We start from the raw sequence: 23,787 nt of genomic DNA on the forward strand, positions 1-23,787 counted from the left end.
TGCGCTTAACCTTGTAGGCAGTACTTCAGAGCAATCCGCGGTTTGTCGACTAACCTGTTGATTACGCTTTATCTTTAGCGCCGCCTTGTAGTCTGCGGGCTGTAGTTTTGCCCAATAATTGCTGCTGTTTTCACGCGTCAAGTTGCTCCAGCCCGAGGTCATGAAACTTTGAAACCCTACCCTATTCATTGCGTGTCGATCGTTATCCCGGTCTACAACGAACAAGAGAGCCTGCCCGAATTGCTGCGTCGTACCACCGCAGCTTGCAAGCAACTGGCCTACGAATACGAAATCATCCTGGTAGATGACGGTAGTCGCGACGATTCGGCCCAACTGCTCGAAGACGCCGCCGCTGAAGAAGGCAGCCATGTAGTAGCGGTGATCCTCAATCGCAACTACGGCCAGCACGCCGCGATCATGGCCGGCTTCGAGCAGTGCCGTGGTGACGTGGTGATTACCCTCGACGCTGACCTGCAGAACCCGCCCGAAGAAATCCCGCGCCTGGTGGAACAAGCCGCCCTGGGCTACGACGTGGTCGCCACCGTGCGCAACAACCGCCAGGACTCCGCCTTCCGTCGCTGGCCGTCGCGGCTGATCAATCTGGCCGTGCAACGCTCTACCGGCGTGGCCATGACCGATTACGGCTGCATGTTGCGCGCCTACCGCCGCACCATCGTCGACGCCATGCTCGCCTGCCGTGAACGCAGCACCTTTATCCCGATCCTGGCCAACGGCTTCGCCCGCCACACCACGGAAATCCTCGTGCATCATGCCGAGCGTGAACACGGCGAATCCAAATACAGCGCCATGCGCCTGATCAGCCTGATGTTCGACTTGCTGACCTGCATGACCACCACGCCATTGCGCCTGCTGTCCATCGTTGGTTTCAGCCTGGCGGCCCTGGGTGTGTTGTTTGCCTTCGCACTAATCATCATGCGCCTGGCCTTCGGCGCCGACTGGGCCGGTGACGGCCTGTTCGTGCTGTTCGCCGTGCTGTTTGTGTTCACCGGCGGCCAGTTCATCGGCATGGGCCTGTTGGGTGAATACCTGGGCCGCATGTACAGCGATGTACGCGCCCGCCCACGCTTCTTTATTGAAAAAGTGCTGCGCAACCAGCCGGCAGCACCGGCTCCAGTCGTCGTGGTAGACGGCCTGGTGTCTTCCCATACTTCTACTTCTCCTTCCGATCAGGTCCAGTCATGAGTTCAAAAGCTGTTGTCTTCGCTTACCACGATATTGGCTGTGCAGGCATTGAAGCCCTGCTCAGTGCGGGTTACGAAATTGCTGCCGTGTTCACCCATGCCGATGACCCCAGGGAAAACAACTTCTACGGCTCCGTCGCCCAGCTCTGCGCACGCAATGGCATCCCGGTACACGCCCCGGAAGACGCCAACCACCCCCTGTGGATCGAACGCATCGCCAAGCTGAATCCGGACTACATCTTCTCCTTCTACTACCGCAACCTGCTCAGCGAAGCGCTGTTGGCCACCGCCGGCAAAGGCGCGTTCAACCTGCACGGCTCGTTGCTGCCCAAATACCGTGGCCGCGCACCGGCCAACTGGGTGCTGGTCAACGGCGAGACTGAAACTGGCGTCACCCTGCACCGCATGGTCAAGCGTGCCGATGCCGGCGCCATCGTGGCCCAGCAGAAGGTCAGCATCGATCGCACCGATACCGGCCTGAGTCTGCACGCCAAGCTGCGTGATGCCGCCGCTACTCTGCTGCGCGATGCGCTGCCACAACTGGCCCAGGGCAAGCTGGCTGAAACCGCCCAGGATGAAAGCCAAGCCACTTACTTCGGCCGCCGCACCGCCGCCGATGGCAAGCTGGACTGGAAGCAACCGGCCGAAACCCTGTTCAACCTGGTTCGCGCCGTGACCCAGCCGTACCCGGGCGCCTTTTGCGCCGTCGGCGAGCACAAGCTCATTGTCTGGCAAGCCGAGGTGGTCAAGGGCAACGAAGGCCTGGCGCCAGGTCGCGTGATCAGCGTCAGCCCGCTGCGTATTGCCTGCGGCGAAGACTCTCTGGTGATCCGGTTCGGCCAGCGCAACGAAAATGGCCTGTACCTGGCCGGCCCGGCCCTGGCCGATGAGCTGGGCCTGGTGGACGGTTCCGTACTGCGCGGCGCTGAGTCCGGGCGCAAGCCACGCCGTACCCGCGTACTGATCCTGGGGGTAAACGGTTTCATCGGTAACCACCTGTCGGAGCGCCTGCTGCGTGACGACCGTTACGAGATCTATGGCCTGGACATCGGCTCCGACGCCATCGAGCGCCTGCGCAGCCACCCCAACTTCCACTACGTTGAAGGCGATATCAGCATCCACTCGGAGTGGATCGAGTACCACATCAAGAAATGCGACGTGGTCCTGCCGCTGGTAGCCATCGCCACCCCGATTGAATACACCCGCAATCCGCTGCGTGTGTTCGAGCTGGACTTCGAAGAAAACCTCAAGCTGGTGCGCTACTGCGTCAAGTACAACAAGCGCGTGATCTTCCCATCGACCTCCGAAGTCTATGGCATGTGCCAGGACCAGTACTTCGACGAAGACACCTCCAACCTGGTGGTCGGTCCGGTCAACAAGCAGCGCTGGATCTACTCGGTGTCCAAGCAACTGCTGGATCGCGTGATCTGGGCCTACGGCGACAAGGGCCTGAACTTCACCCTGTTCCGTCCCTTCAACTGGATGGGCCCGCGCCTGGACCGCCTGGACTCGGCGCGTATCGGCAGCTCGCGCGCCATCACCCAGCTGATCCTCAATCTGGTGGAAGGCACGCCGATCCGCCTGTTCGACGGTGGTGAGCAAAAACGTTGCTTCACCGACATTGCCGACGGCATCGAAGCCCTGGCCCGCATCATCGATAACGACAACGATGCCTGCAACGGCCAGATCATCAACATCGGCAACCCGGAAAACGAAGCGAGCATTCGCCAATTGGGCGAAGAGCTGCTGCGTCAGTTCGAAGCCCACCCGCTGCGCCATAACTTCCCACCGTTTGCCGGTTTCCGCGACGTGGAAAGCAAAGCGTTCTACGGCACCGGTTACCAGGACGTGGCGCATCGCAAGCCCAGCATCGAAAACGCCAAGCGCCTGCTGAACTGGGAGCCGACCGTGCAGATGAGCGAAACCATCGGCAACACCCTGGATTTCTTCTTACGCGAGGCCATGCTCGAAATCGCCCAGTCTATTGACGAAGCCAAATAATGAAGGCAGGTCTTCGCATCGACGTCGATACCTACCGTGGCACCCGTGAAGGTGTGCCTCGGTTGCTCGAGTCCCTGGACGAAGCTGGGGTGAAAGCGACGTTCTTCTTCAGTGTCGGGCCGGACAACATGGGGCGTCACCTGTGGCGCCTGATCCGCCCGCAATTCCTGTGGAAGATGCTGCGTTCCAATGCCGCTGGCCTGTATGGCTGGGACATCCTGCTGGCCGGCACTGCGTGGCCAGGCAAGCCGATTGGCCGCGACCTGGGGCATTTGATGCGCCAGGCCAAGGCTGCCGGGCATGAAGTCGGCCTGCACGCCTGGGACCACCATGGCTGGCAGGCCAACGCCGGGCGCTGGAGCGAGGCGCAGCTGGTCGAGCAGATTCGCCGCGGTGTACAGACCTTGAGCGACATCCTTGGTGAGCGCGTGGATTGTTCAGCGGCCGCCGGTTGGCGTGCCGATGAGCGTGTGGTGCAAGCCAAGCAAGGGTTCAACTTTCGCTACAACAGTGATTGCCGGGGCACCAGCCTGTTTCGACCGACCTTGGCCGATGGCAGTGCGGGCACCCCACAAATTCCGGTAGACCTGCCGACCTTCGACGAGATCGTCGGGCCGGTAGTGGCTGCCACAGACTTCAATAGCTTCATTCTTGATCGGTTCAACGCCTCGAAGCTCAACGTCTACACGATTCACGCAGAAGTAGAAGGGATTCTGATGGCCAATGATTTTCGCCAATTGCTCGCCAAGGCAGGGCAGCGTGGCATCGAGTTCAAACCCCTGGGTGAGTTGTTGCCTGCGGATGTGGCCACCCTGCCCCAGCAACAGCTGGTGCGCGGCGCATTGAGCGGCCGCGAGGGTTGGCTCGGAGTACAGCAAGCATGATCCGCCGCTGGGCTTTGCCCCTGCTCCTGCTGGTGTTTGCTGTGGTCTACCTGCTGCCGCTGGCCACCCATGGCCTGTGGATTCCGGATGAAACCCGTTATGCGCAGATCAGCCAGGAAATGCTGCTGACCGGAAAATGGGCCTCGCCGCACTTCATGGGCATCCGCTACTTCGAAAAACCCGCCGCAGGCTATTGGATAATCGCGCTGGGTCAGGCGCTCTTCGGGCAGAACCTGTTCGGCGTACGGTTTGCCTCGGCCTTGAGCACCGCCTTGAGCATTCTGCTGGTCTACCTGGTATCTCGCCGGCTGTGGAACGACCCGCAGAAAAGCCTGGTCAGCACCGTTCTGTACATGAGTTTCGTCAGTGTCGCGGCGCTCGGCGGCTATGCCAACCTGGACCCGCAGTTCACCTTCTGGGTCAACCTGACCGGCGTGGCGTTGTGGTTCTGCTTCGACAGCAGCACGCGGCATGGCCGACTGTGGTCCTGGGCCCTGCTGGGTTTCGCGTGCGGCATGGGTTTCATGACCAAGGGCTTCCTGGCCTGGTTGCTTCCGGTATTGGTCGCCCTGCCCTACGCCCTCTGGCAAAAACGCTTGGGTGAATTGTTCAAGTTCGGTGTTGTGGCCGTGCTGGTGGCGATTGTGGTCAGCGTGCCGTGGGCGTTGGCCGTGCACCTGCAAGAGCCGGACTACTGGCACTTCTTCTTCTGGCACGAGCATATCCAACGCTTCGCCGGTGAAGACGCTCAGCATGCCGAACCGTTCTGGTATTACCTGCCGCTGCTGGTAGCGTTCGCGCTGCCATGGGTCGCGCTGCTGCCGTCTACAGCCAAAGAGGCGTGGCTGCAAAAGCGCGTGCCAAAGACGGCGTTCCTGCTGCTCTGGCTGCTGATGCCCCTGGCGTTTTTCAGCCTGGCCAAGGGCAAGCTGCCTTCCTACATCATGCCGTGCATGTTGCCCCTGGCCCTGCTGATGGGCTCGACCCTGAGTGACAAACTCACTCAGCGCCACGGTCGCGTCCTGCGCATCAACGGCTGGTTGAACCTGGTGATCGGTGTACTGGTCTTGCTGGCCCTCAGCTGGTTCCAGTTGAAGAAACCGGTGTACGAACCCGGCGAGGAAACCCTCAGCCTGGTGCTGGTGTTCACCTTCTTGTTCGGTTGGATCGTCGTCAATCTTCTGCAAGCGGCGCGCCCCTTGACATTGTGGGCCGCGCCCCTGATCGGCAGTGGGTTGCTGGTGGTCTTGGTGCCTGCGGCGTTGCCCCATTCGGTGGTTTATAACAAGACCCCTGACCAGTTCATCATTGATCACATCGACGAGTTGCAGCCCACCGTCGCCCTGTTAAGCAATGACCTTGGCGCCGCCTCAGCGCTGTCATGGCGCCTGAAACGCCCCGATATCACGCTGTACAACACCTCAGGAGAGGTCAAGTACGGCCTGACTTATGCGGATACGGCCCCGCGCCTGGTGGACCGCAACGCGATTCAGGCATGGATGGAGCAAACCCGGCGTACCGGCGCTGTTGGCGTGGTGATGCGGGTCAATAGCGCCGGCGAAAAGGAAGAACTCGCGCTGCTGCCTGCCGATGGCAAGCGCTATGCACAGGGCAAGATCGTGATCCTGATTTTCCCGCAGGTCGCGCCATGATCACCCTGCTGCTGTTGCTCACAGCCTGCCTGCTCACCTGCATGGGCCAGGTCTCGCAAAAGTTCGCCGTAGAAAGCTGGCGTGACGTGCCGGATGGTTGGGCGTTGAAACTGCGCTCGCCGTGGTTATGGTCGGCGCTGGTGTGCCTGGGCCTGGGCCTGCTGGTGTGGCTGCTGGTGCTGCAGCGCCTGGAAGTGGGCATTGCCTACCCCATGCTCAGCTTGAATTTCGTGCTGGTCACGCTGGTGGCGCGCTTTGTGTTTCACGAACCCATCGATGGCCGTCACTGGCTGGGTGTGGCGCTGGTGATTGTCGGTGTCGCCTTGCTGGGGCGTCAGGTATGAGCCGCGTACGGGGTTTGGCCCTGGCCCTTGGCAGTGTCGGCCTGGTGAGTGGCGCCCAGTTGGGCATGCGCTGGGCCATGACACGCCTGCCCTTGCCCGCCGAATGGCTGGCAGCCTTCACCAGCAACAGCATCGACCTCAGCGCCTTGGGCGTGGTGATCCTGGCGATCAGCGCCTATGCGCTGTCGATGCTCTGCTGGCTCGGCGCGCTGAAGGACTTGCCCCTTGGCCGCGCCTATTCGTTGCTCAGCATCAGCTACGCGCTGGTTTACCTGCTGGCCGCCAGCCTGCCGGTGTTCAACGAAGGTTTCTCGCTTTCAAAAACCCTGGGGGTGGCCTTGGTCATCCTCGGTGTACTGGTTATCAACTCTCGTCGTGCTAGCACCTCAAGTCCCAGGAATACCCCATGAAAATCAGTGTATTTGGTAGTGGTTACGTTGGTTTGGTACAGGCCACTGTACTCGCCGAAGTCGGTCACGATGTCATTTGCATGGACGTTGACAAGAGCAAGGTCGAGGCCCTGCAGAAAGGCCACGTGACCATCTTTGAACCGGGCCTGGCCGCGATGGTCAAGGACAACCTGGAAAGCGGGCGCCTGCACTTTACCTACGACGAAAAACTTGCCGTCGAGCACGGTGAGGTGCTGTTCATCGCCGTGGGCACGCCGTCCGACGAGGACGGTTCGGCAGACCTGAAATACGTGCTGTCGGTGGGTGACGCCGTGTCCCGCCACCGCGTGGAGCCGGTGATCCTGGTGGAGAAGTCCACCGTGCCCGTCGGTACAGGCGACACCCTGCGCGCCCATATCGAAAAGAACCTGCATATTGCAGGCCGTCACCTGGACTTCGATATCGTCTCCAACCCGGAATTCCTCAAGGAAGGCTCGGCCGTTGCCGATTGCCGCCGTCCGGATCGCATCATCATCGGCTGCGAACGTGAAGAAGTGCGTGAGGTGATGCGCGACCTGTATGCCCCGTTCAACCGCAACCACGACCGCATTATCTTCATGGACCTGCGCAGCGCCGAGCTGACCAAGTACGCCGCCAACTGCATGCTGGCCACCAAGATCAGCTTCATCAACCAGATCGCCGAGCTGGCCGAACACCTGGGCGCCGATATTGAAGCAGTGCGCCTGGGCATTGGTGCCGACTCGCGGATCGGTTACCACTTCATCTACCCGGGCTGCGGCTATGGCGGCTCATGTTTCCCCAAGGACATGCGCGCCTTGATCCACAGCGCCAAGCAAGCCAATTGCTCCAGCGACCTGCTCGAAGCCGTGGAGGCCATCAACCAGCGGCAGAAGAGCAAGCTCTTCGAGCGTATCAACGCGTTCTTCAAGGGTAATCTCAAGGGCAAGACGTTCGCCTTGTGGGGCTTGGCCTTCAAACCCAATACCGATGACATGCGCGACGCCCCCAGCCGAGTGCTGATGGAAGCCCTCTGGGCTGCCGGCGCGAATGTGCGCGCCTTCGACCCGGAAGCCATGCAGGAAACCCAGCGCATCTACGGCGATGACCCGCGGCTGATGCTGATGGGCACCCCGGAGTCCACCCTGGGCGGCGCCGACGCACTGATCGTGTGTACCGAATGGCAGCAATTCAAGGCACCGGACTTCGACCTGATTCACCAGCGCCTGAAAACCCCGGTGATCTTCGATGGCCGCAACCTGTATGACGGTGAGCGCCTGACACGCAAAGGCTTCAAGTATTTCCCCATCGGCCGTGGCGATTCCTGCGAGTTGCCGATTCCCCAGCAAAACTGGGTGGAACAGGTCAGGGATGTCGGCTAGGTGAACAAGGTTTTCCCGTCCCTGCAGAGTGCAACGATCCGCCGCCAGTCTCTGGGGCTTGGGCTGCTGGCGCTGATGCTGTTCATTGCCGGCAACTGGCACCAGGCGATCATCGGCTTCGATTCGCGCTTCGTGGTCTTTGCCCAGGAAATGCTGCGCCATGGGCCAAGCTTTTTCCCCACCACCTACGGTCAGCCCTATGCCGACTACCTGGCGACGTCGACCCTGCTGACCTGGCTGTTGTCGTTGCCCTTCGGCCAGGTCACCAGCCTGACGGCGTGGCTGCCCACCGCGCTCGCATCGGCGCTGATCGTGGTGCTGGTGTATCGCCTGATCGCGCCCTACTCGCCGCGCTGGGGCCTGCTGAGCATTGCGATGTTGCTGCTCAGCAGCACTTTTGTCAGCGAAACCCGCTCGGTCTCCCTGGACCAAATGCTCGCTGCCGTGGCCCTGGCCGTGTTTTACCTGGGGTATGCCCATGATCACTTCGCTGCCGCCAAGCGCCTGCATTGGGTGTTTCTGTTGCTGTTGCTGGGGTTTGCGATCCGTGGGCCGATTGGCCTGGTAATCCCCACTGGCGTGTTGTGCAGCTATTACCTGATCAACCGCCAATGGCGCCAGCTGTTCAGCTTCGGCCTGCTGTCACTGGCGCTGCTGGCGGCGTGTGTCGGCCTGCTGTTGCTGCTGGCCAAGCTCAGTGGCGGCGAAGACTTCATGCATGACGTAATTCGCATGCAGTTCCTTGGACGCATGGACGGCAGCGAAGGCTCCAGCGGCGTGCTGTATTACTTCACCAGCTCCATGGGCAACTACGCCATGGCCTATCCGCTGGCATTGCTGGCGCTGCTGGCCGTGGTGATTGGCGGCCGGCGCGGGCCGGACCCGGCGTTGAAGCTGGTGTGCTATTGCGCGACCGCGGCTTTGCTGGTGATGCTGGGCCTGTCGGTGCCCCAGGCCAAGAAGGCGCGTTATATCCTGCCGATGCTGCCGTTTGCAGCCATCATCGCCGCGTACCCTTTCCAGGTCTCCCAGGGCCGTCTCTTTACCTGGCTGCGTGGGCTGACACTGGGTCTCTGGACGCTGTTGCCAACGCTTTTGGCGATTGGCCTGGTGGTGGCGCGGCGGCGTTATCCAGAGCCGCTGGCCAGCCTCGAGCTGATCTTCGTCGTGCTCGGGCTGCTCCAGGTCCTGGCTTTGCTGGCACTGCTCAAGGCGCGACTACGCCACTATGGTCCCGCCTTGGCCGCCGTGCTGGCGCTCTGGACCACCTACATCATGGTGGTTGAGCCCTTGGAACGCCGGCTGTACGACACCCGCACGTTCAGCCTTGCCGTCAAGGCCAGGGTCCTGCAGCAGCCGGCCCCGCTGGTACTGCACGCCTTGGGCAAAGACGCGAAAGCCATCAAGTTCATGGTTAATTACGATTGTGACAAGGTACCGTTATTTACCCAATTGCCTGTCGATTTGAAACCGATCCTGGCACCGGCCTGGGTCGTCATGAGCCTGGCAGACTTTGAAACGCTGGACGATCCACGTCTGCGTGCGATCACGCCGACGCTCACCGGCGAGTTCGACAAGACCCCTTATGTACTGCTGCATTTGGCAGCCACTTCGGCGCCTTGAGTGCTTTTCCCATGGCATCGTAAGAAAGAGCGCCCACTCTTCAGCCAGTGGGCGTCTTTCATCACAGGCACCAAGAAAACACCTACATTCCTTTGCGTAATGGCTGGTGCACTTTCCCTTCCTGCGCTTGGAACCCGACTGTAGACTCGCTGCCACGTGCACTAAATATCTACTACCCGATTGTCAGGGCTCATTTGCTGACAATCGGGCCAAGGCACTCCATGACAACAAGGACGCTGTAGGCTGCCCACGCGATGGCTTACTTCATTGAGAGGACAATGCCGTGCGAGAGGAACTGTTCACTGTACCTTTACCCAGACTGGATCGTTTAATGGAGTTGCGCGACGCGTTGGTGGCACTCAAGGGGCCGTTGGCAGACGACCCCAAGCTGCGGGAAGACCTGCAGGCGCGCCTGTTCAATGAAGAGGTAAGCATCCGTGTGCTGGGTAAGATCTGCACGGCCACGCCAACACCAGCCGGGCCGATTACCTATGGCGATGCCTTTTGACTGCATCATTTTTGCATTTAAACCTCATTAATATGCAGTGGTGCCGAAGCCTCATCAGCGGCACACTGCGCAGGTTCCTCCCCCAAGTGTTGGAACTTTCAAAGGGCTGTTCCGGGAAACCAGGCAGGCCTTTTTTTTCGCCCGCTGTTTATGGACCGTCTTTCAATGCTCGCTCGCTGGTTACCCGCTGCAATCAATACCCGCCCCTCCGAATGGAGCCGTGCCGCAATCGGCATGGCGCTGGGCACAATGTTCAGTGTCTGGGCCTGTGCCCAAGTGTTCGGCATGGAGGTCGCCCTGCACCTGCTCGGCCCGCTTGGGGCCTCGGCGGTGCTGCTGTTTGCCGTCTCATCCGGGGCCCTGGCCCAGCCGTGGTCGATCATGGGCAGTTATCTCTGCGCCGGCATCGTGGCGTTGCTGGTAGCACGGGTGCTGGGGCGTACCTTGGGCAGTGCTTGCCTGGCGGCCGGCATGACGGTGATCCTGATCTGCTGGCTGCGTTGCCTGCATCCACCGGCCGGTGGCCTGGCCATGACCCTGGTATTGGCCGACCCGGCCTCTATCGCACTGGGCTGGCACGAGCTGGCGCCGGTGATGCTCGGCGCCGGCGCCCTGCTGGCCTGTGCCCTGGCCTACAACAACGCCACGCGCACGCGTTACCCCAAAGGCCCTGTCGAGCCTGCGCCGATCTTTATTACCAACGCGCCCGTGACCGATCCCGCCATTACCGCCGCCGATCTCAAGCTGGCGCTGACCGAGATGGAGCAGTTCTTCGATGTCGAGCCCACGGAGCTGGAACAGTTGATACATGCCGCCGAAGTCCATGCGCGGCGACGCAGTATCGGCGAGGTGCTGGCAAGTCGTGTGGGCTGAGGCCTTATCCGCACCACGCGACAGATGGTGCAATGCGCCGCTTGCGACCAGGCGGCTGACGACTAGAGTCAACATAGCACTTGAAGTTGTCTGCAGTTCAAAAGATGTCTGGGCCTTGCTGTACCAGTAGCGAAGACAAGGAACGTCTGGCTTTGGATCAATAGCAGCAGCTGCCCCTATCACCTGGGTATCTGATGCCCTCCTCGTAGTTTTCCTGCCAGTGCTCCTGCTCGGGTGTTTCGAAATGCTCATTCGAAACAGGAGAGCTTTGCCTTGAACGACCTATTCGAACAATTACTCGGTTCGCCTCTGTTCGAGCCGCGCCAACGCCATCACATGCCCCTGAAAAGCTACATGCATCTGACCATCAAGCGTATGCATGCGATCTTTGGCACCGGCCTGATCAATAACGAACTGTGGATGGGCCAACCACGGCAATCGGAGTTTTCTTCGCTGTGCGAGTTGATGGGGTATGTGGGCGCCTTTGATTACGCACTCCACTCCTCGATAGTCGATCACATGATTGCCGTCGACACATTGTTCAACCATGGCTCTGCCGCACAAGTGAATCGCTATCGAGACGAAGTGATCCACCTGCGCAAGGTCTACGCCTTCGGCTGCACGGAAGTCGCAGGGGGAACCGACGTGCGCAATGTGCGTACGACGGTGACGTACGATCGGCAAAACCATAGCCTGGTGCTCGACTCCCCTTCCCCTGAGGCCTGCAAGTGCTGGATAGGCAATGCCTTGCGCGCAGCCCAGGTGCTGATGGTACTTGCCCGCCTGATGGTCGACGGTGAGGATCAAGGCCATCATTGGTTTCGCGTGGTTATTCGCAAGCGCGAAAACGGTCGGCTGCTCAATGGCGTGAAAATAATGGCGTGTGATCCCAAGGGTGGAATCCACGCCAACCAAGTGGCGGCAATACGTTTCTGCCAGATGAAGTTGCCCGTTGACGCGCTGCTGCAACGCCATGCGCACTTCACCGACGAGGGCACGTTCGTCAGCGACCTGCCGTTACCCCTGCGTTTTATCGAGGCGCTGAAGACGTTTCTGCAAGAGCGATTGATCTTCATGGCAGGCATTCGCCACAGTGCCGGCCTTACCGCTCACCTGAGCTACCGTTTCGCCCATCACCGCCTCATCCAGGCGCCCACGGGCCAAGAGGCATTGCTGAGCCAGCCGATGTTTCGTCAACGCCTTTACGCCATACAGCTCAAGGCGCTCGCGCTCAAATACCTGGAGCAGGCAGTGCGCAAGCGCTTCGAAGCCGACTGGGCACAGGAGGCAAAGCGCAAGGAACTCCACGTGCTGGCCGCCTTGTGCAAGGCAGTGGGTGCATGGCAAGGGCTCAATGTGATCGCCTTGTCTAGAGAACTGTGTGGATCCCAGGGATTTCATCATTACAACCAGATCGTCACTCAGCGCATGGATTGCGAGGTTGCAAATACCTTTGCCGGTGACAGCTCGATCATGGCCTATCAGGTGATCAAGGACGCCCTGGCACGACAACGGTTCGTCGACAGCCCGCCCTCCAACATCGGCCAACGCGTAGAAGCGCAGATCCTCGAGCAATGCCGCAAAGCCCCCGGGTTTACCCATGCACAGGCATTGGGGCTGGCCTATGCCAAGGCACTGGACCTGGTGATTCAGGAGGCTGAAACCCTGGGGCTGCTGTCTTGCGCGACCATCGAAGACTTGATCGGTGAGTTCGCTGATCAATTGTATCCATGGGGTGTGCGCAAGCCCCAACGTGACATGGAGGTCAGCCCACCGCAGATCGAAGCGTTGGCCAAGCAGCTCAAACCGCCCCAGGTGCTGGTCAGCGCAATGATCGATTCAACTGATTATATCCAGCAGTTCACGCGCGCACTCTATGAGGAGCAATGACATGGACCTTCAGTCACTACCCGATTTTGCCGACCCTGAAACCATAGGTGAACCCTACGCAGCATTTGCCTACTTGCGTCATCACCACCCACTGTTTTGGTCGCAACACTACAAGGCCTGGTTGCTAACCCGGTTTGACGACGTATCCGCCGCACAGGCCGATGCCCGCCGTTACTCCTCCAATCGCATGCGCGAGCTGGTAAATGCCCAGGTGCCCGCACACCAGCGAGCGGCACTGGAACCTTTCATCGAGAAGGCTTCGCGCTGGATGTACGCCCAGGACGGCAAGGCCCATGAAGCCGGGCGCAAGGTGCTGGGCAAGACCTTTACCCCGCGTGCTATTGACGCACTGGCAGATGACATCGAGCAGATCGTCGATGACTTGCTGACGCGATTAAGCCCCCAGCCAGAGCTGATGACAGAACTGTTCAACAAGATTCCCGCATTGATCCTGGCGCGCATGTTCGGCATACCTGCGCAGGAAGCATTGAAGGTCAGACGTTGGACGGATGCGATCATCGTGTTCATGGTGGGCAGCACCGATCCGGCATTCGGGCCGCGAGAGGCCTTGCAGGCGATGGAAGAGATGTACGAGTATTTTTCGCGTCTTGTCGATGAACGTCGTCAATCACCTGGCGATGATCTGGTCAGCCAAGTGATTGCCGCTGGCGAACAGGCGATGATGACCAAAGACGACTTCCTGGCTCAGTTGGCCTTTATATTGGTAGCGGCCACGACGACCAGCGCCGATCAATTGGGCATTATCCTGTTCTATTTGCTCACCCACCCGCAGGCCTTGGCCGAACTCAAGGCCAACCCGGGGTTGATCCCCAATGCCATCGAGGAAGCGTTGCGCATTTGCCCCGCCGGGCAGCTGAGTCATCGCGTCGTCACCGAAGACGTCACGCTGCATGGCCAGACCCTGCACAAGGGTGACCTGGTATACCTGGTCCGCGCCGCGGCCAATCGTGACCCCCGGCACTTCAACGATCCTGATCGCTTCGACATCCATCGCCAGCAGCACGACCACCTTGCGTTCGGTCGTGGCCCGCATTTTTGCATGGGCACATTGCTCTTCAAGCTCGAAGCAAAGATCGCATTTACCCGTCTGCTGCAACGCTTTCCCGATGTGCGCCTGATTGACGAGCAACAGCCAGCATGGCGTACCAACAGTCTGCAATTTCGTGGTTTGAGTCATATTCACGTCGCGCTGCAACCGGCTGGCGCGGCCATCACGCGTTGCTTTTCCGCAGCCCCGTGGGAAAAGAACGGCGGCTACTGTCGAGCGCTACGCGCAGGAAACCTGATTGTCACCAGTGGCACGGTAGCGTTCGATGAGCAAGGCAATCCCTACGCTCCCGGTGATGTATATCGCCAGACCAGACGCTGCCTGGAAATCATCGAAACCGCGCTCAAGCAGTTGGGCGTCGACAGGACCCTTGTGGTCGCCACACGCATGTACACCACCGATGTGGCCTGGTGGCCACAAATCGCCAAGGCTCATCAGGAGTTTTTCAGCCATTGTCCACCGACCACCATGCTGCTGGGCGTCAATCAATTGATCGCGCCTGCCTATCTCATAGAAATAGAGGCCCAGGCATGGACCGGCCAGTGATGACCGCCGAGAAAGTCCGCGCCGCAGTGCGTGATGCTGTGGTGATGAGCGTGCAGGACTGCTCGGTCGAGACGGCGCCGCGCTCGGTGCGTATACGCCTGTACCGGCAGTCGACAACCGCGCCTGCCCCAGTATTGCTGTATTTTCATGGCGGGGGCTGGGTAGCTGGTGACCTGGATACCCATGACAGCTTCTGTCGGATCATGTGCGAATGGGCAAGGTGCGTGGTCGTTGCAGTAGATTATGCCAGGCCACCGGAATCTCGCTTTCCCGCCGCCGTGGAAGATTGCTACGCCGTCACCGAATGGGTGGCCGCCCAAGGCACGACTCTGGGGCTGGACAGCCACCGGATCGCAGTCGCCGGTGGAGGTTCCGGGGGTGGCCTGGCAGCGGTTATCTCCCAGATCGCCCATGAACGCCACGGTCCCACCATTGGTTTCCAAATGCTGCTCTATCCGCTTCTCGATTGTCTGGCACGCACTCGTTCCCGGGCCGAGTTCGCGGGTAGATCCGGCCTGACCGCTGAAATGCTCAGCTGGTATCTGGGCCAATATGTGGGCGAAGGGCAATCTTTGGACCATTCCTGGTTGTCGCCAGCGCACCGGGCTTCGTTACAGGGCTTGCCCAAAGCGCTGATTCTCACCGCCGGCTGCGATTTACTGCGTGATGAAGGTCGGGCTTATGCACACCGTTTGAAAAAAGCCGGCGTGCAGGTAAGACACACAGAGTACCCAGGCATGGACCACGGTTTTATCAACTACCCTGGTGAACACCTCGCTGCGCGCAAGGCCATCCTCCAGTGTGCGCACGCCCTGGCGGAGCATTTTGGCGGCGGGATGCCCCCAGGCCACACCCCTGCATAAATGCAAAAACGACCTGCATGATTCCGGGTTGTACGGGGCAAATTTGCACTGGTACGATCACGGGATGGTTCGTCCGCGAACATTTAGACAAAGAACAATAAAAGCAGGGAGTTACACATGACTGCTCAGGTTTTATCCGAAGCAAACCGCAGCGAAGGTCTTCAGGAAGATGTCTTGGCTGAAGTGCGCAACCATATTGGCCACCTCATCCTCAATCGCCCCGCCGGATTAAATGCCATCACCCTGCACATGGTGCGCCTGTTGACCACGCAGTTGCGGGCCTGGGCCGATGATCCGCAGATCCATGCCGTTGTATTGCGCGGCGCCGGAGAGAAAGCCTTTTGTGCCGGCGGCGACATCCGTTCCCTTTATGACAGCTTCAAGAACGGCAACACCCTGCACGAGGATTTCTTCGTCGAGGAATATGCGCTCGACCTGATCATTCACCAATACCCTAAACCCGTGCTGGCGCTGATGGACGGATTCGTCCTCGGCGGCGGCATGGGGCTGGTACAAGGCGCAGACCTGCGAGTGGTTACCGAGCGCAGCCGCCTGGCCATGCCGGAGGTGGCCATCGGTTACTTCCCGGACGTGGGCGGCAGCTATTTCCTGTCGCGTATTCCCGGTGAACTGGGGACTTACCTGGGCGTCACCGGGGTGCAGATCCGCGCGGCGGACGCCCTGTATTGCGGATTGGCCGACTGGTATATCGACAGCGCAACGCTCCCCGAACTGGACCAGCAGCTTGATCGTCTGCAATGGCACGACTCGCCCCTCAAGGACCTGCAAGGCGCGCTCGCCAAACTGGCCGCGCAGCAATTGCCCGATGCGCCACTGGCGACCTTGCGGCCGGTCATCGACCATTTCTTCGCCTTGCCGGATGTGCCGAGCATTATCGAGCAGTTGCAGGCGGTTACTATCGCCGATACCCATGAATGGGCATTGACCACCGCCCACCTGATGCAGACCCGCTCGCCACTGGCCATGGCCGTAACCCTGCAAATGCTCCGCCGTGGCCGCCACCTGACGCTGGAACAGTGTTTTGACCTGGAGCTGCACCTGGACCGCCAGTGGTTCGAGCGCGGCGACCTGATCGAAGGGGTTCGTGCGCTGATCATCGACAAGGACAAGACCCCGCGCTGGAATCCGCCGAGCGTTAATGAGCTGGACGCCGCTCATGTCAAAAGCTTCTTCCGCGACTTCGTGCAGATTGAGAAATAAGCCATGCAAGATCTTGAATACACAGAAGAACAAGTCATGATCCGCGACATGGCGCGGGACTTTGCGCGTGGCGAAATCGCACCCCATGCCCAGGCCTGGGAAAAAGCCGGCTGGATCGACGACGCCCTGGTCGCCAAGATGGGCGAGCTGGGCCTGCTCGGCATGGTGGTCCCGGAAGAATGGGGTGGCACCTATGTGGACTACGTGGCCTACGCCCTCGCGGTCGAGGAAATTTCCGCGGGTGACGGCGCCACCGGCGCCCTGATGAGCATCCACAATTCAGTGGGTTGCGGGCCGATCCTCAACTACGGCACACAAGCGCAGAAACAAACTTGGCTGGCCGAACTCGCCAGTGGCCAGGCCATCGGCTGCTTCTGCCTGACCGAACCCCAGGCTGGCTCCGAAGCCCACAACCTGCGTACCCGCGCAGAGTTGAAAGACGGTCAGTGGGTAATCAACGGCGCCAAGCAATTTGTCAGCAACGGCAAGCGCGCCAAGCTGGCCATCGTGTTTGCGGTGACCGACCCGGAGTTGGGCAAGAAAGGTATTTCAGCGTTCCTGGTGCCCACTGACACCCCAGGCTTTGCGGTCGATCGTACCGAGCACAAGATGGGCATTCGCGCATCGGACACCTGCGCCGTCACCCTCAACCAATGCAGCGTGCCCGAGGCCAACCTGCTGGGTGAGCGCGGTAAGGGCCTGGCTATCGCTCTCTCCAACCTGGAAGGCGGGCGCATCGGCATTGCCGCCCAGGCCCTGGGCATCGCCCGCGCCGCCTTTGAAGCGGCGCTGGCCTATGCCCGTGATCGGGTGCAGTTCGACAAGGCAATCATCGAACACCAGAGCGTGGCCAACCTGCTGGCCGACATGCAAACCCAGCTGAATGCTGCGCGCCTGCTGATCCTCCACGCTGCGCGCCTGCGCACTGCCGGCAAGCCGTGCTTATCGGAAGCCTCACAGGCCAAACTGTTTGCTTCGGAAATGGCCGAGCGCGTGTGCTCCAAGGCGATGCAGATCCATGGCGGATATGGGTACTTGGAAGATTACCCGGTGGAGCGCTACTACCGGGATGCGCGGATCACACAGATCTATGAAGGGACCAGCGAAATCCAGCGGATGGTGATTGCCAGGGAGCTGAAAAACTACCAGCTCTGACTGAGACAGAGCATAAAACTGTGGGAGGGGGCTTGCCCCGATGAGCATGGGTATCTACACAACTCTGACGTAGCGACCGTCAGTAACCACGATGCGAAGCGAGCCGCTCTTGATCTGCTTCTGATCTTGATCTTAGGCGCCCCGTTAAACCACGCTGGCCGGAATTCGACAGGGATTTGGGGGGTAAACCGGCAGGGATGCCGGTTTAGCCGCCCCGCGCCATGAATGGCGCGTGGCGGCGGCCCCCCAAATCCATGGCGGATTACGGGCACACCGAGCCTAAGCGAGGTGCCGAGTGGTGGGGCAAGAGCGTTTGGTTACTTTGCGCTTTTCAAAGTGACCCGCTGTAAAAGCGGAACCAATAGTGGCCGTTGCCCAAATAACGGATATGTACTCGGTCTGATCCAACATTCTGGTCGGCTGTCAGGCCGCCATCGGGGGCAAGCCCCCTCCCACATTTGCATCTCCAGTGCGGTAGAGACGGTGTTACTTGTCCTTGAACTGCGGCGCACGTTTGGCCACGAACGCTGCCATGCCTTCTTTCTGATCCTGGGTCGCGAATGCCGCATGGAACACCCGGCGCTCAAACCGCACGCCTTCGGACAGGCTGACTTCAAAGGCGCGGTTCACGCTTTCCTTGACCATCATGCTGATCGGCACGGATTTGCCAGCGATCAGGGTAGCGACCTTCAGCGCCTCTTCAAGCAACTCATCGGCCGGCACGATACGCGCCACAATGCCGCAGCGCTCGGCTTCCACTGCGTCGATAAAGCGACCGGTCAGGCACATTTCCATGGCCTTGGCCTTGCCCACTGCGCGGGTCAGGCGCTGGGTGCCGCCCATGCCTGGCAACACGCCAAGGTTGATTTCCGGCTGGCCGAACTTGGCACTGTCTCCGGCCAGGATAAAGTCGCACATCAGCGCCAGTTCACAGCCGCCGCCCAAGGCAAAACCGTTTACCGCCGCGATGATCGGCTTACGGCGGTTAGCCACGCGGTCGCTGTCGCTGAACAGGTCGTCCAGGTAGATCTGCGGGTAGGTCAACTCGGCCATTTCCTTGATGTCGGCACCGGCAGCGAAGGCTTTCTTCGAGCCGGTCAGCACGATGCAGCCGATCTCGGGGTTGGCTTCCAGGCCGTCCAGCGCCTGGTTCAGCTCGCTGACCAGTTGTGCATTCAAGGCGTTCAACGCCTGGGGGCGGTTGAGGGTGATCAGCCCGACACGGCCCTGGACGTCAAGCAAGATGGTTTCGTAACTCATGTATCGGCTCCTTAAAGATTGCGTGAGATGACCATGCGCTGGATATCGCTGGTGCCTTCGTAAATCTGGCAGACCCGCACATCGCGGTAGATCCGCTCCAAGGGGAAGTCGCTCAGATAACCGTAACCGCCCAGGGTTTGCAAGGCGGCCGAGCAGACTTTCTCGGCCATTTCCGAGGCGAACAGCTTGGCCATGGACGCTTCGACCAAGGCCGGCTTGCCGCTGTCGCGCAGGGCGGCGGCGTAATGCACCATTTGCCGGGCGACGGCAATCTGTGTGGCCATGTCCGCCAGGCGAAAGGCCACCGCCTGGTGTTCGATCAGCGGCTTGCCAAAGCTTTCGCGCTCACGGGCGTAATCGCGGGCCGCTTCGAAGGCCGCACGGGCCATGCCCACCGATTGCGACGCGATGCCGACGCGACCGCCTTCAAGGTTGGCCAGGGCGATCCTGTAGCCCTCGCCCTCCTCGCCCAGGCGGTTGGCCACCGGCACCTTCACGTCTTCAAACAGGATCTGGCAGGTGTCGGAGGCATGTTGCCCGAGCTTGTCTTCAACCCGTGCCACGGTATAGCCCGGTGAATCGGTGGGCACGATAAACGCACTGATGCCACGCTTGCCCGCTGCCGGGTCGGTGACCGCAAACACAATCACAACCCCGGCGTTTTGCCCGGAGGTGATGAACTGTTTGCAGCCGTTGAGTACGTAGTGATCGCCTTCAAGACGCGCACGGGTTTTCAGGCTGCTGGCATCGGAACCAGCCTGGGGCTCGGTCAACGCGAAGGCGCCGAGCATGGCACCGCTGGCCAGGGGCGTGAGGAACCGGGCTTTTTGCTGGTCATTGCCGAACTTGAGGATCGGCACGCAGCCCACCGAGTTATGCACGCTCATGATGGTCGAGCAGGCACCATCTCCCGCGGCGATTTCTTCCAGGGCCATGGCATAGGCCAGGTAGCCGGTGTCGCAACCACCCCACTGTTCCGGCACCAGCATGCCGAAAAAGCCCAGTTCGGCCATTTCAGCGATGGCTTCCTTGGGGAAGCGATGCTCGCGATCCCATTCGGCGGCGAAGGGTTTCAAACGTTCCTGGGCGAATTGCCGGGCGGCGTCGCTGATTTGCAGTTGTTCGTCATTGGGCAGCATAAGCAGTCCTTAGTACAGGCATTCGACGGCCATGGCCGTGGCTTCACCGCCGCCGATGCAGATGGCGGCGACGCCACGCTTGAGGCCCTTCTGGCGCAGAGCTGACAATAGGGTTACCAGGATGCGTGCGCCGGAGGCGCCAATCGGATGGCCCAGGGCGCAGGCCCCGCCATGGACATTGACCTTGTCGTGGGGAATCTCCAGCTTGCTCATGGTCACCAGGCTCACAACGGCAAAGGCTTCGTTGATTTCGAACAAATCGACTTCATCGAGGTTCCAGCCGGTCTTGCTCATCAGTTTGCGGATCGCCCCCACTGGCGCCACCGGAAACAGCCCAGGCTCATCGGCAAAGGCCGCATGCCCGTGGATCACCGCCAGCGGCTTGAGCCCGCGCTTGTGGGCCTCGGATTCGCGCATCAGCAACAGCGCAGCAGCACCATCGGAGATTGAGCTGGAGTTGGCCGCCGTCACGGTGCCACCTTCACGGAACGCCGGTTTCAGGCTGGCAATCTTGTCCAGTTTGGCTTTCGGCGGTTGTTCATCGTGAAGGATGGTTTTCTGCTCCTTGCCCACGGTGACCTGCACTGGGACGATTTCGCTGGCGAAGCTGCCATGGGTGATGGCTTCCTGCGCACGAGTCAGGGAAGCAATGGCGAAGGCGTCCTGGGCTTCACGGGTAAAACCGTTGTGCTCGGCGCAGTCCTCGGCAAAGGTGCCCATTAGGCGGCCCTTGTCGTAGGCGTCCTCCAGGCCGTCGAGGAACATGTGGTCGAGCACCTTGCCGTGCCCCATGCGATAGCCGCTGCGCGCGCGGTCCAGCAGGTACGGTGCATTGGACATGCTCTCCATGCCACCGGCAATCACCACGTCGACGCTGCCGGCACGCAGTGAGTCGTGGGCAAGAATCGCCGCCTCCATGCCGGAACCGCACATTTTATTGAGGGTGGTGCAGCGGGTGCCCTTGTCCAACCCGGCGCCCAGGGCGGCCTGGCGGGCTGGTGCCTGCCCGAGCCCGGCCGGCAACACGCAGCCAAACAGCACTTCGTCGACGGCATCGGTGGCGATACCGGCACGTTCGACAGCGGCACGAATCGCGGCCGCGCCCAGCTGTGGTGCGGTCAAACTTTTGAGATCGCCCTGGAAACCACCCATGGGGGTGCGCACGGCGCTGACAATAACGATTGGGTCATTCATACAGGTGGCTCCTTACTTGGCGGCCATACGCAAGGCGCCGTCGAGACGGATCACCTCGCCATTGAGCATGCTGTTTTCAAGGATATGTCGCACCAGCGCGGCATATTCGGCGGGTTTGCCCAGGCGCGGCGGAAATGGCACGCCGGCAGCCAGGGAGTCGCGTACTTCCGGGGTCATGCCCGCCATCATCGGGGTTTCGAAGATGCCTGGGGCGATGGTCATCACACGGATGCCAAACCGCGCCAATTCCCGGGCGGCGGGCAAGGTCAGGCTGGCAATCGCGCCTTTGGAGGCAGCATACGCCGCCTGGCCGATCTGACCATCGAACGCCGCCACCGAGGCGGTATTGATGATCACACCGCGCTCACCATCGGCATTCGCCTCGGTTTCAGCAATGGCCGCAGCGGCCAGGCGCAACAGGTTGAAGCTGCCGATCAGGTTGACGTTAATCACTTGGGCAAAGCTGGCCAGGCCATGGGGGCCATTCTTGCCGAGGATCTTCTCGCCGCGCACTACACCGGCGCAGTTGATCAACCCGTGCAAACCGCCAAACGCCTCGACAGCCGCGTTAACGGCCGCTTCGGCAGCGGCTTCCTGGCTGATATCGGCTACGGCACTACGGGCGTTGTCGCCCAGCTGGGTAGCCTTGGTCGCCACAGCGTCGGCATTCAGGTCGACCAACATCACCTTCGCGCCGGCCGCAATGAGCATTTCAGCTGTGGCCGCACCGAGGCCCGAAGCACCGCCGCTGACCAGGAATACCTTGTTTTCAATCTGCATCATTGTTTCCTTTGAAAGGGATCAAGCCACGGCCGCCTGGGCCTTGGCAATTTCCTGATTACGCAAAATAAAACGTTGCAACTTGCCGCTCGGGGTCTTGGGCAAGTCGCTGACAAATTCGATTTCTCGTGGGTAAGCATGGGCAGCCAGGCGCTGGCGCACATGCAGGCGCAGCTCTTCGGCCAACTCCGGGGTGGCGCGGTATTGCTCGCTGATCACCACGAAGGCCTTGACCAGCTCGGTACGTTCCGGGCAAGGCTTGCCGACTACGGCGGCTTCAACCACGGCTGGGTGTTCGACCAGGGCGCTTTCCACATCGAACGGACCGACGCGGTAACCGGACGTGGTGATCACATCATCGCTGCGCCCGACAAAACTAATGCTGCCGTCCGGGTTCAGCTCCACGGTGTCACCACTGAGGTAGTACTTGCCCACAAAGGCCTTGGTCTTGACGCCCTCATAGCCGGCGAACCAGCACATCGGCGATTGTTCGCGGTCGATGGCGAGAATCCCGGGCTGGCCGGCGGGCAGTTCCTGATGCTTTTCATCCAGCACCACGATGCGGTGTCCGGGCGAGGCGAAGCCCGCCGAACCCACATGCACCGGGTGCGCCAGGCCATGGTGATTGCACAGCACCATGCCCAGCTCAGTCTGGCCATAGTGGTCGTGGATAGTCACGCCCAAGCTATCGGCGAACCAGCGGATCACCTCCGGGTTCAATGGCTCGCCGGCACTGCTGACGATGCGCAGCTTGCCCTTGATCGAACGGGCGAACTGCTCGCCTCCGGCAATCAGCAGGCGGTACGCCGTGGGCGAACCGGCGAGGTTGGTGATCCCATATTTATTGATGACCCGGCAGGTGCTTTCCAGGGTGAACGGACCATCGTAGAAAGTGATCGGATGCCCCATGGCCAGCGGCCCGGTCACGCCGAAATAGATGCCGTAGGCCCAGCCCGGGTCGGCGACGTTCCAGAACGCATCTTCGGGGCGCAAGTCCACGGCGTCGCGCATGTAGCCCTGGAACGCAACAATCGCCTTGAGTGGCACCGACAGCGCCTTGGAGGGGCCGGTGGTGCCCGAGGTGAACATCAGCAGGAACGGATCGTCGGCGCCCAGCATCACCGGCTCGCAGACGTTGGCGTGGTTGGGCAGTTCGGCCCAGAAGCTGTAGTCACCGCGCACGATGCCCTCGCCCCTGGCCCCGGCCACCGTGACGATGGTCGGGCAGCCGGCGACTTCGGTCAGCTTGGGACGGTTGACCGCGTCGGTGACCACCAGCGCTGCCCCGGAGCTGTTCAGGCGATGCTCGATGGCCTTGGGGCCGAAGGCGGTAAACAGCGGCTGATACACCGCGCCGATGCGCCAGGTGGCGAGCACCACCACCAGCAACTCGGCCGTGCGCGGTAACAGGCCGGCGACCTTGTCACCGCGCTTGACGCCCTGGGACAGGAGGAAGTTGGCGAAACGTGCGGCCTGTTCCTGCAGCTCGGTGAAGGTCGACGTGGCGCTGCGCCCATCTTTGCCTTCCCAGAACAAAGCGATACGCCCGGGGAGCGCGTGGCGGTCACAGCATTCTACACAGGCATTCAACGCCTGCAGGTTGCCGGCCAGTGCGGCGTCGACGGTGTGCTGGTAATCAAACCCGGTGGTGGCAGCCAAATACTCACGCATCGTTTCCAATCCTTCTGTATTTTTATTTTCAGGACTTTTTGACTCGGTAAATCAGCTGGAATAGTCGCTTCAGAGCGTTGCAGCGGCAATGGTCAAAGCCTTCAACCTGGCTGACTGGTTTGG

At 60.7% G+C, this 23,787-nt stretch carries 20 protein-coding genes; 15 read left to right on the top strand and 5 right to left on the bottom strand.

Features of this window, described 5'->3' with window-relative positions; all coding sequences use genetic code 11:
* Positions 1 to 168: 168 nt before the first annotated feature.
* The 15 genes from arnC to NMB39_RS15140 all read left to right on the top strand — a co-directional run bounded on the left by arnC (position 169) and on the right by NMB39_RS15140 (position 17,620).
* Positions 169 to 1,203 (top strand): undecaprenyl-phosphate 4-deoxy-4-formamido-L-arabinose transferase, encoded by a 1,035-nt coding sequence (gene arnC / locus NMB39_RS15070; RefSeq protein ID WP_057022328.1) that lies wholly within the window; start codon positions 169 to 171, stop codon positions 1,201 to 1,203.
* On the top strand, positions 1,200 to 3,203 hold the full coding sequence (gene arnA, locus NMB39_RS15075) for a bifunctional UDP-4-amino-4-deoxy-L-arabinose formyltransferase/UDP-glucuronic acid oxidase ArnA (RefSeq protein ID WP_494340530.1): 2,004 nt from the start codon (positions 1,200 to 1,202) through the stop codon (positions 3,201 to 3,203). Before arnC ends, arnA begins: the two co-directional genes overlap by 4 nt.
* Positions 3,203 to 4,087 (top strand): 4-deoxy-4-formamido-L-arabinose-phosphoundecaprenol deformylase, encoded by an 885-nt coding sequence (gene arnD / locus NMB39_RS15080; RefSeq protein ID WP_494340529.1) that lies wholly within the window; start codon positions 3,203 to 3,205, stop codon positions 4,085 to 4,087. The genes arnA and arnD overlap by 1 nt, the downstream gene beginning before the upstream one ends.
* Positions 4,084 to 5,739: a lipid IV(A) 4-amino-4-deoxy-L-arabinosyltransferase gene (arnT, locus tag NMB39_RS15085; RefSeq protein ID WP_494340528.1), complete on the top strand. Its 1,656-nt coding sequence runs from the start codon at positions 4,084 to 4,086 to the stop codon at positions 5,737 to 5,739. The genes arnD and arnT overlap by 4 nt, the downstream gene beginning before the upstream one ends.
* Positions 5,736 to 6,083, top strand: coding sequence for a 4-amino-4-deoxy-L-arabinose-phosphoundecaprenol flippase subunit ArnE (gene arnE / locus NMB39_RS15090; RefSeq protein WP_057022332.1), 348 nt, complete (start codon positions 5,736 to 5,738; stop codon positions 6,081 to 6,083). Before arnT ends, arnE begins: the two co-directional genes overlap by 4 nt.
* Positions 6,080 to 6,493: a 4-amino-4-deoxy-L-arabinose-phosphoundecaprenol flippase subunit ArnF gene (arnF, locus tag NMB39_RS15095; protein ID WP_057022333.1), complete on the top strand. Its 414-nt coding sequence runs from the start codon at positions 6,080 to 6,082 to the stop codon at positions 6,491 to 6,493. Before arnE ends, arnF begins: the two co-directional genes overlap by 4 nt.
* On the top strand, positions 6,490 to 7,872 hold the full coding sequence (locus tag NMB39_RS15100) for a UDP-glucose dehydrogenase family protein (protein ID WP_057022334.1): 1,383 nt from the start codon (positions 6,490 to 6,492) through the stop codon (positions 7,870 to 7,872). The genes arnF and NMB39_RS15100 overlap by 4 nt, the downstream gene beginning before the upstream one ends.
* The gene (locus tag NMB39_RS15105; RefSeq protein ID WP_057022335.1) at positions 7,873 to 9,495 is read left to right on the top strand and encodes an ArnT family glycosyltransferase; all 1,623 of its coding nucleotides are present in this window, start codon (positions 7,873 to 7,875) and stop codon (positions 9,493 to 9,495) included. It begins immediately after the preceding gene.
* Positions 9,496 to 9,826: 331 nt separating this feature from the next.
* The gene (locus NMB39_RS15110) at positions 9,827 to 10,003 is read left to right on the top strand and encodes a type VI secretion system contractile sheath small subunit (protein WP_124356124.1); all 177 of its coding nucleotides are present in this window, start codon (positions 9,827 to 9,829) and stop codon (positions 10,001 to 10,003) included.
* Between the two features lie 165 nt (positions 10,004 to 10,168).
* Positions 10,169 to 10,876, top strand: a complete 708-nt coding sequence (locus tag NMB39_RS15115; protein WP_494340527.1) for an HPP family protein — start codon at positions 10,169 to 10,171, stop codon at positions 10,874 to 10,876.
* A 273-nt stretch (positions 10,877 to 11,149) separates the two neighbouring features.
* Positions 11,150 to 12,766 (top strand): acyl-CoA dehydrogenase family protein, encoded by a 1,617-nt coding sequence (locus NMB39_RS15120; protein WP_494340526.1) that lies wholly within the window; start codon positions 11,150 to 11,152, stop codon positions 12,764 to 12,766.
* Between the two features lies 1 nt (position 12,767).
* Positions 12,768 to 14,381 carry a cytochrome P450 gene (locus NMB39_RS15125; RefSeq protein WP_494340525.1) on the top strand — a complete coding sequence of 538 codons (1,614 nt, stop codon included), beginning with the start codon at positions 12,768 to 12,770 and terminating at the stop codon, positions 14,379 to 14,381.
* Positions 14,366 to 15,244 (top strand): alpha/beta hydrolase, encoded by an 879-nt coding sequence (locus NMB39_RS15130; RefSeq protein WP_494340524.1) that lies wholly within the window; start codon positions 14,366 to 14,368, stop codon positions 15,242 to 15,244. The genes NMB39_RS15125 and NMB39_RS15130 overlap by 16 nt, the downstream gene beginning before the upstream one ends.
* Before the next feature lie 117 nt (positions 15,245 to 15,361).
* Positions 15,362 to 16,465: an enoyl-CoA hydratase/isomerase family protein gene (locus NMB39_RS15135; RefSeq protein WP_494340523.1), complete on the top strand. Its 1,104-nt coding sequence runs from the start codon at positions 15,362 to 15,364 to the stop codon at positions 16,463 to 16,465.
* 3 nt (positions 16,466 to 16,468) lie between these two features.
* Positions 16,469 to 17,620: an acyl-CoA dehydrogenase family protein gene (locus tag NMB39_RS15140; protein WP_198721446.1), complete on the top strand. Its 1,152-nt coding sequence runs from the start codon at positions 16,469 to 16,471 to the stop codon at positions 17,618 to 17,620.
* A 486-nt stretch (positions 17,621 to 18,106) separates the two neighbouring features.
* On the opposite strand, the gene NMB39_RS15145 is transcribed toward NMB39_RS15140, so the two are convergent.
* From NMB39_RS15145 to NMB39_RS15165, 5 genes are read right to left on the bottom strand one after another with little or no spacing between them, the layout of a single operon-like run.
* A complete protein-coding gene (locus tag NMB39_RS15145; protein ID WP_046068102.1) occupies positions 18,107 to 18,880 on the bottom strand; it encodes an enoyl-CoA hydratase in 774 nt (257 codons plus the stop codon).
* Between the two features lie 11 nt (positions 18,881 to 18,891).
* Positions 18,892 to 20,019: an acyl-CoA dehydrogenase gene (locus NMB39_RS15150; protein ID WP_043050479.1), complete on the bottom strand. Its 1,128-nt coding sequence runs from the start codon at positions 20,017 to 20,019 to the stop codon at positions 18,892 to 18,894.
* 9 nt (positions 20,020 to 20,028) lie between these two features.
* Complete coding sequence (locus NMB39_RS15155; RefSeq protein ID WP_043050480.1) at positions 20,029 to 21,213, bottom strand: acetyl-CoA C-acyltransferase; 1,185 nt, start codon at positions 21,211 to 21,213, stop codon at positions 20,029 to 20,031.
* 12 nt (positions 21,214 to 21,225) lie between these two features.
* The gene (locus tag NMB39_RS15160; RefSeq protein ID WP_056845933.1) at positions 21,226 to 21,993 is read right to left on the bottom strand and encodes an SDR family NAD(P)-dependent oxidoreductase; all 768 of its coding nucleotides are present in this window, start codon (positions 21,991 to 21,993) and stop codon (positions 21,226 to 21,228) included.
* Between the two features lie 21 nt (positions 21,994 to 22,014).
* A complete protein-coding gene (locus tag NMB39_RS15165) occupies positions 22,015 to 23,664 on the bottom strand; it encodes an AMP-binding protein (RefSeq protein ID WP_494340522.1) in 1,650 nt (549 codons plus the stop codon).
* Between the last annotated feature and the right edge of the window lie 123 nt (positions 23,665 to 23,787).

The organism is Pseudomonas sp. FBCC-B545, from assembly GCF_059134095.1.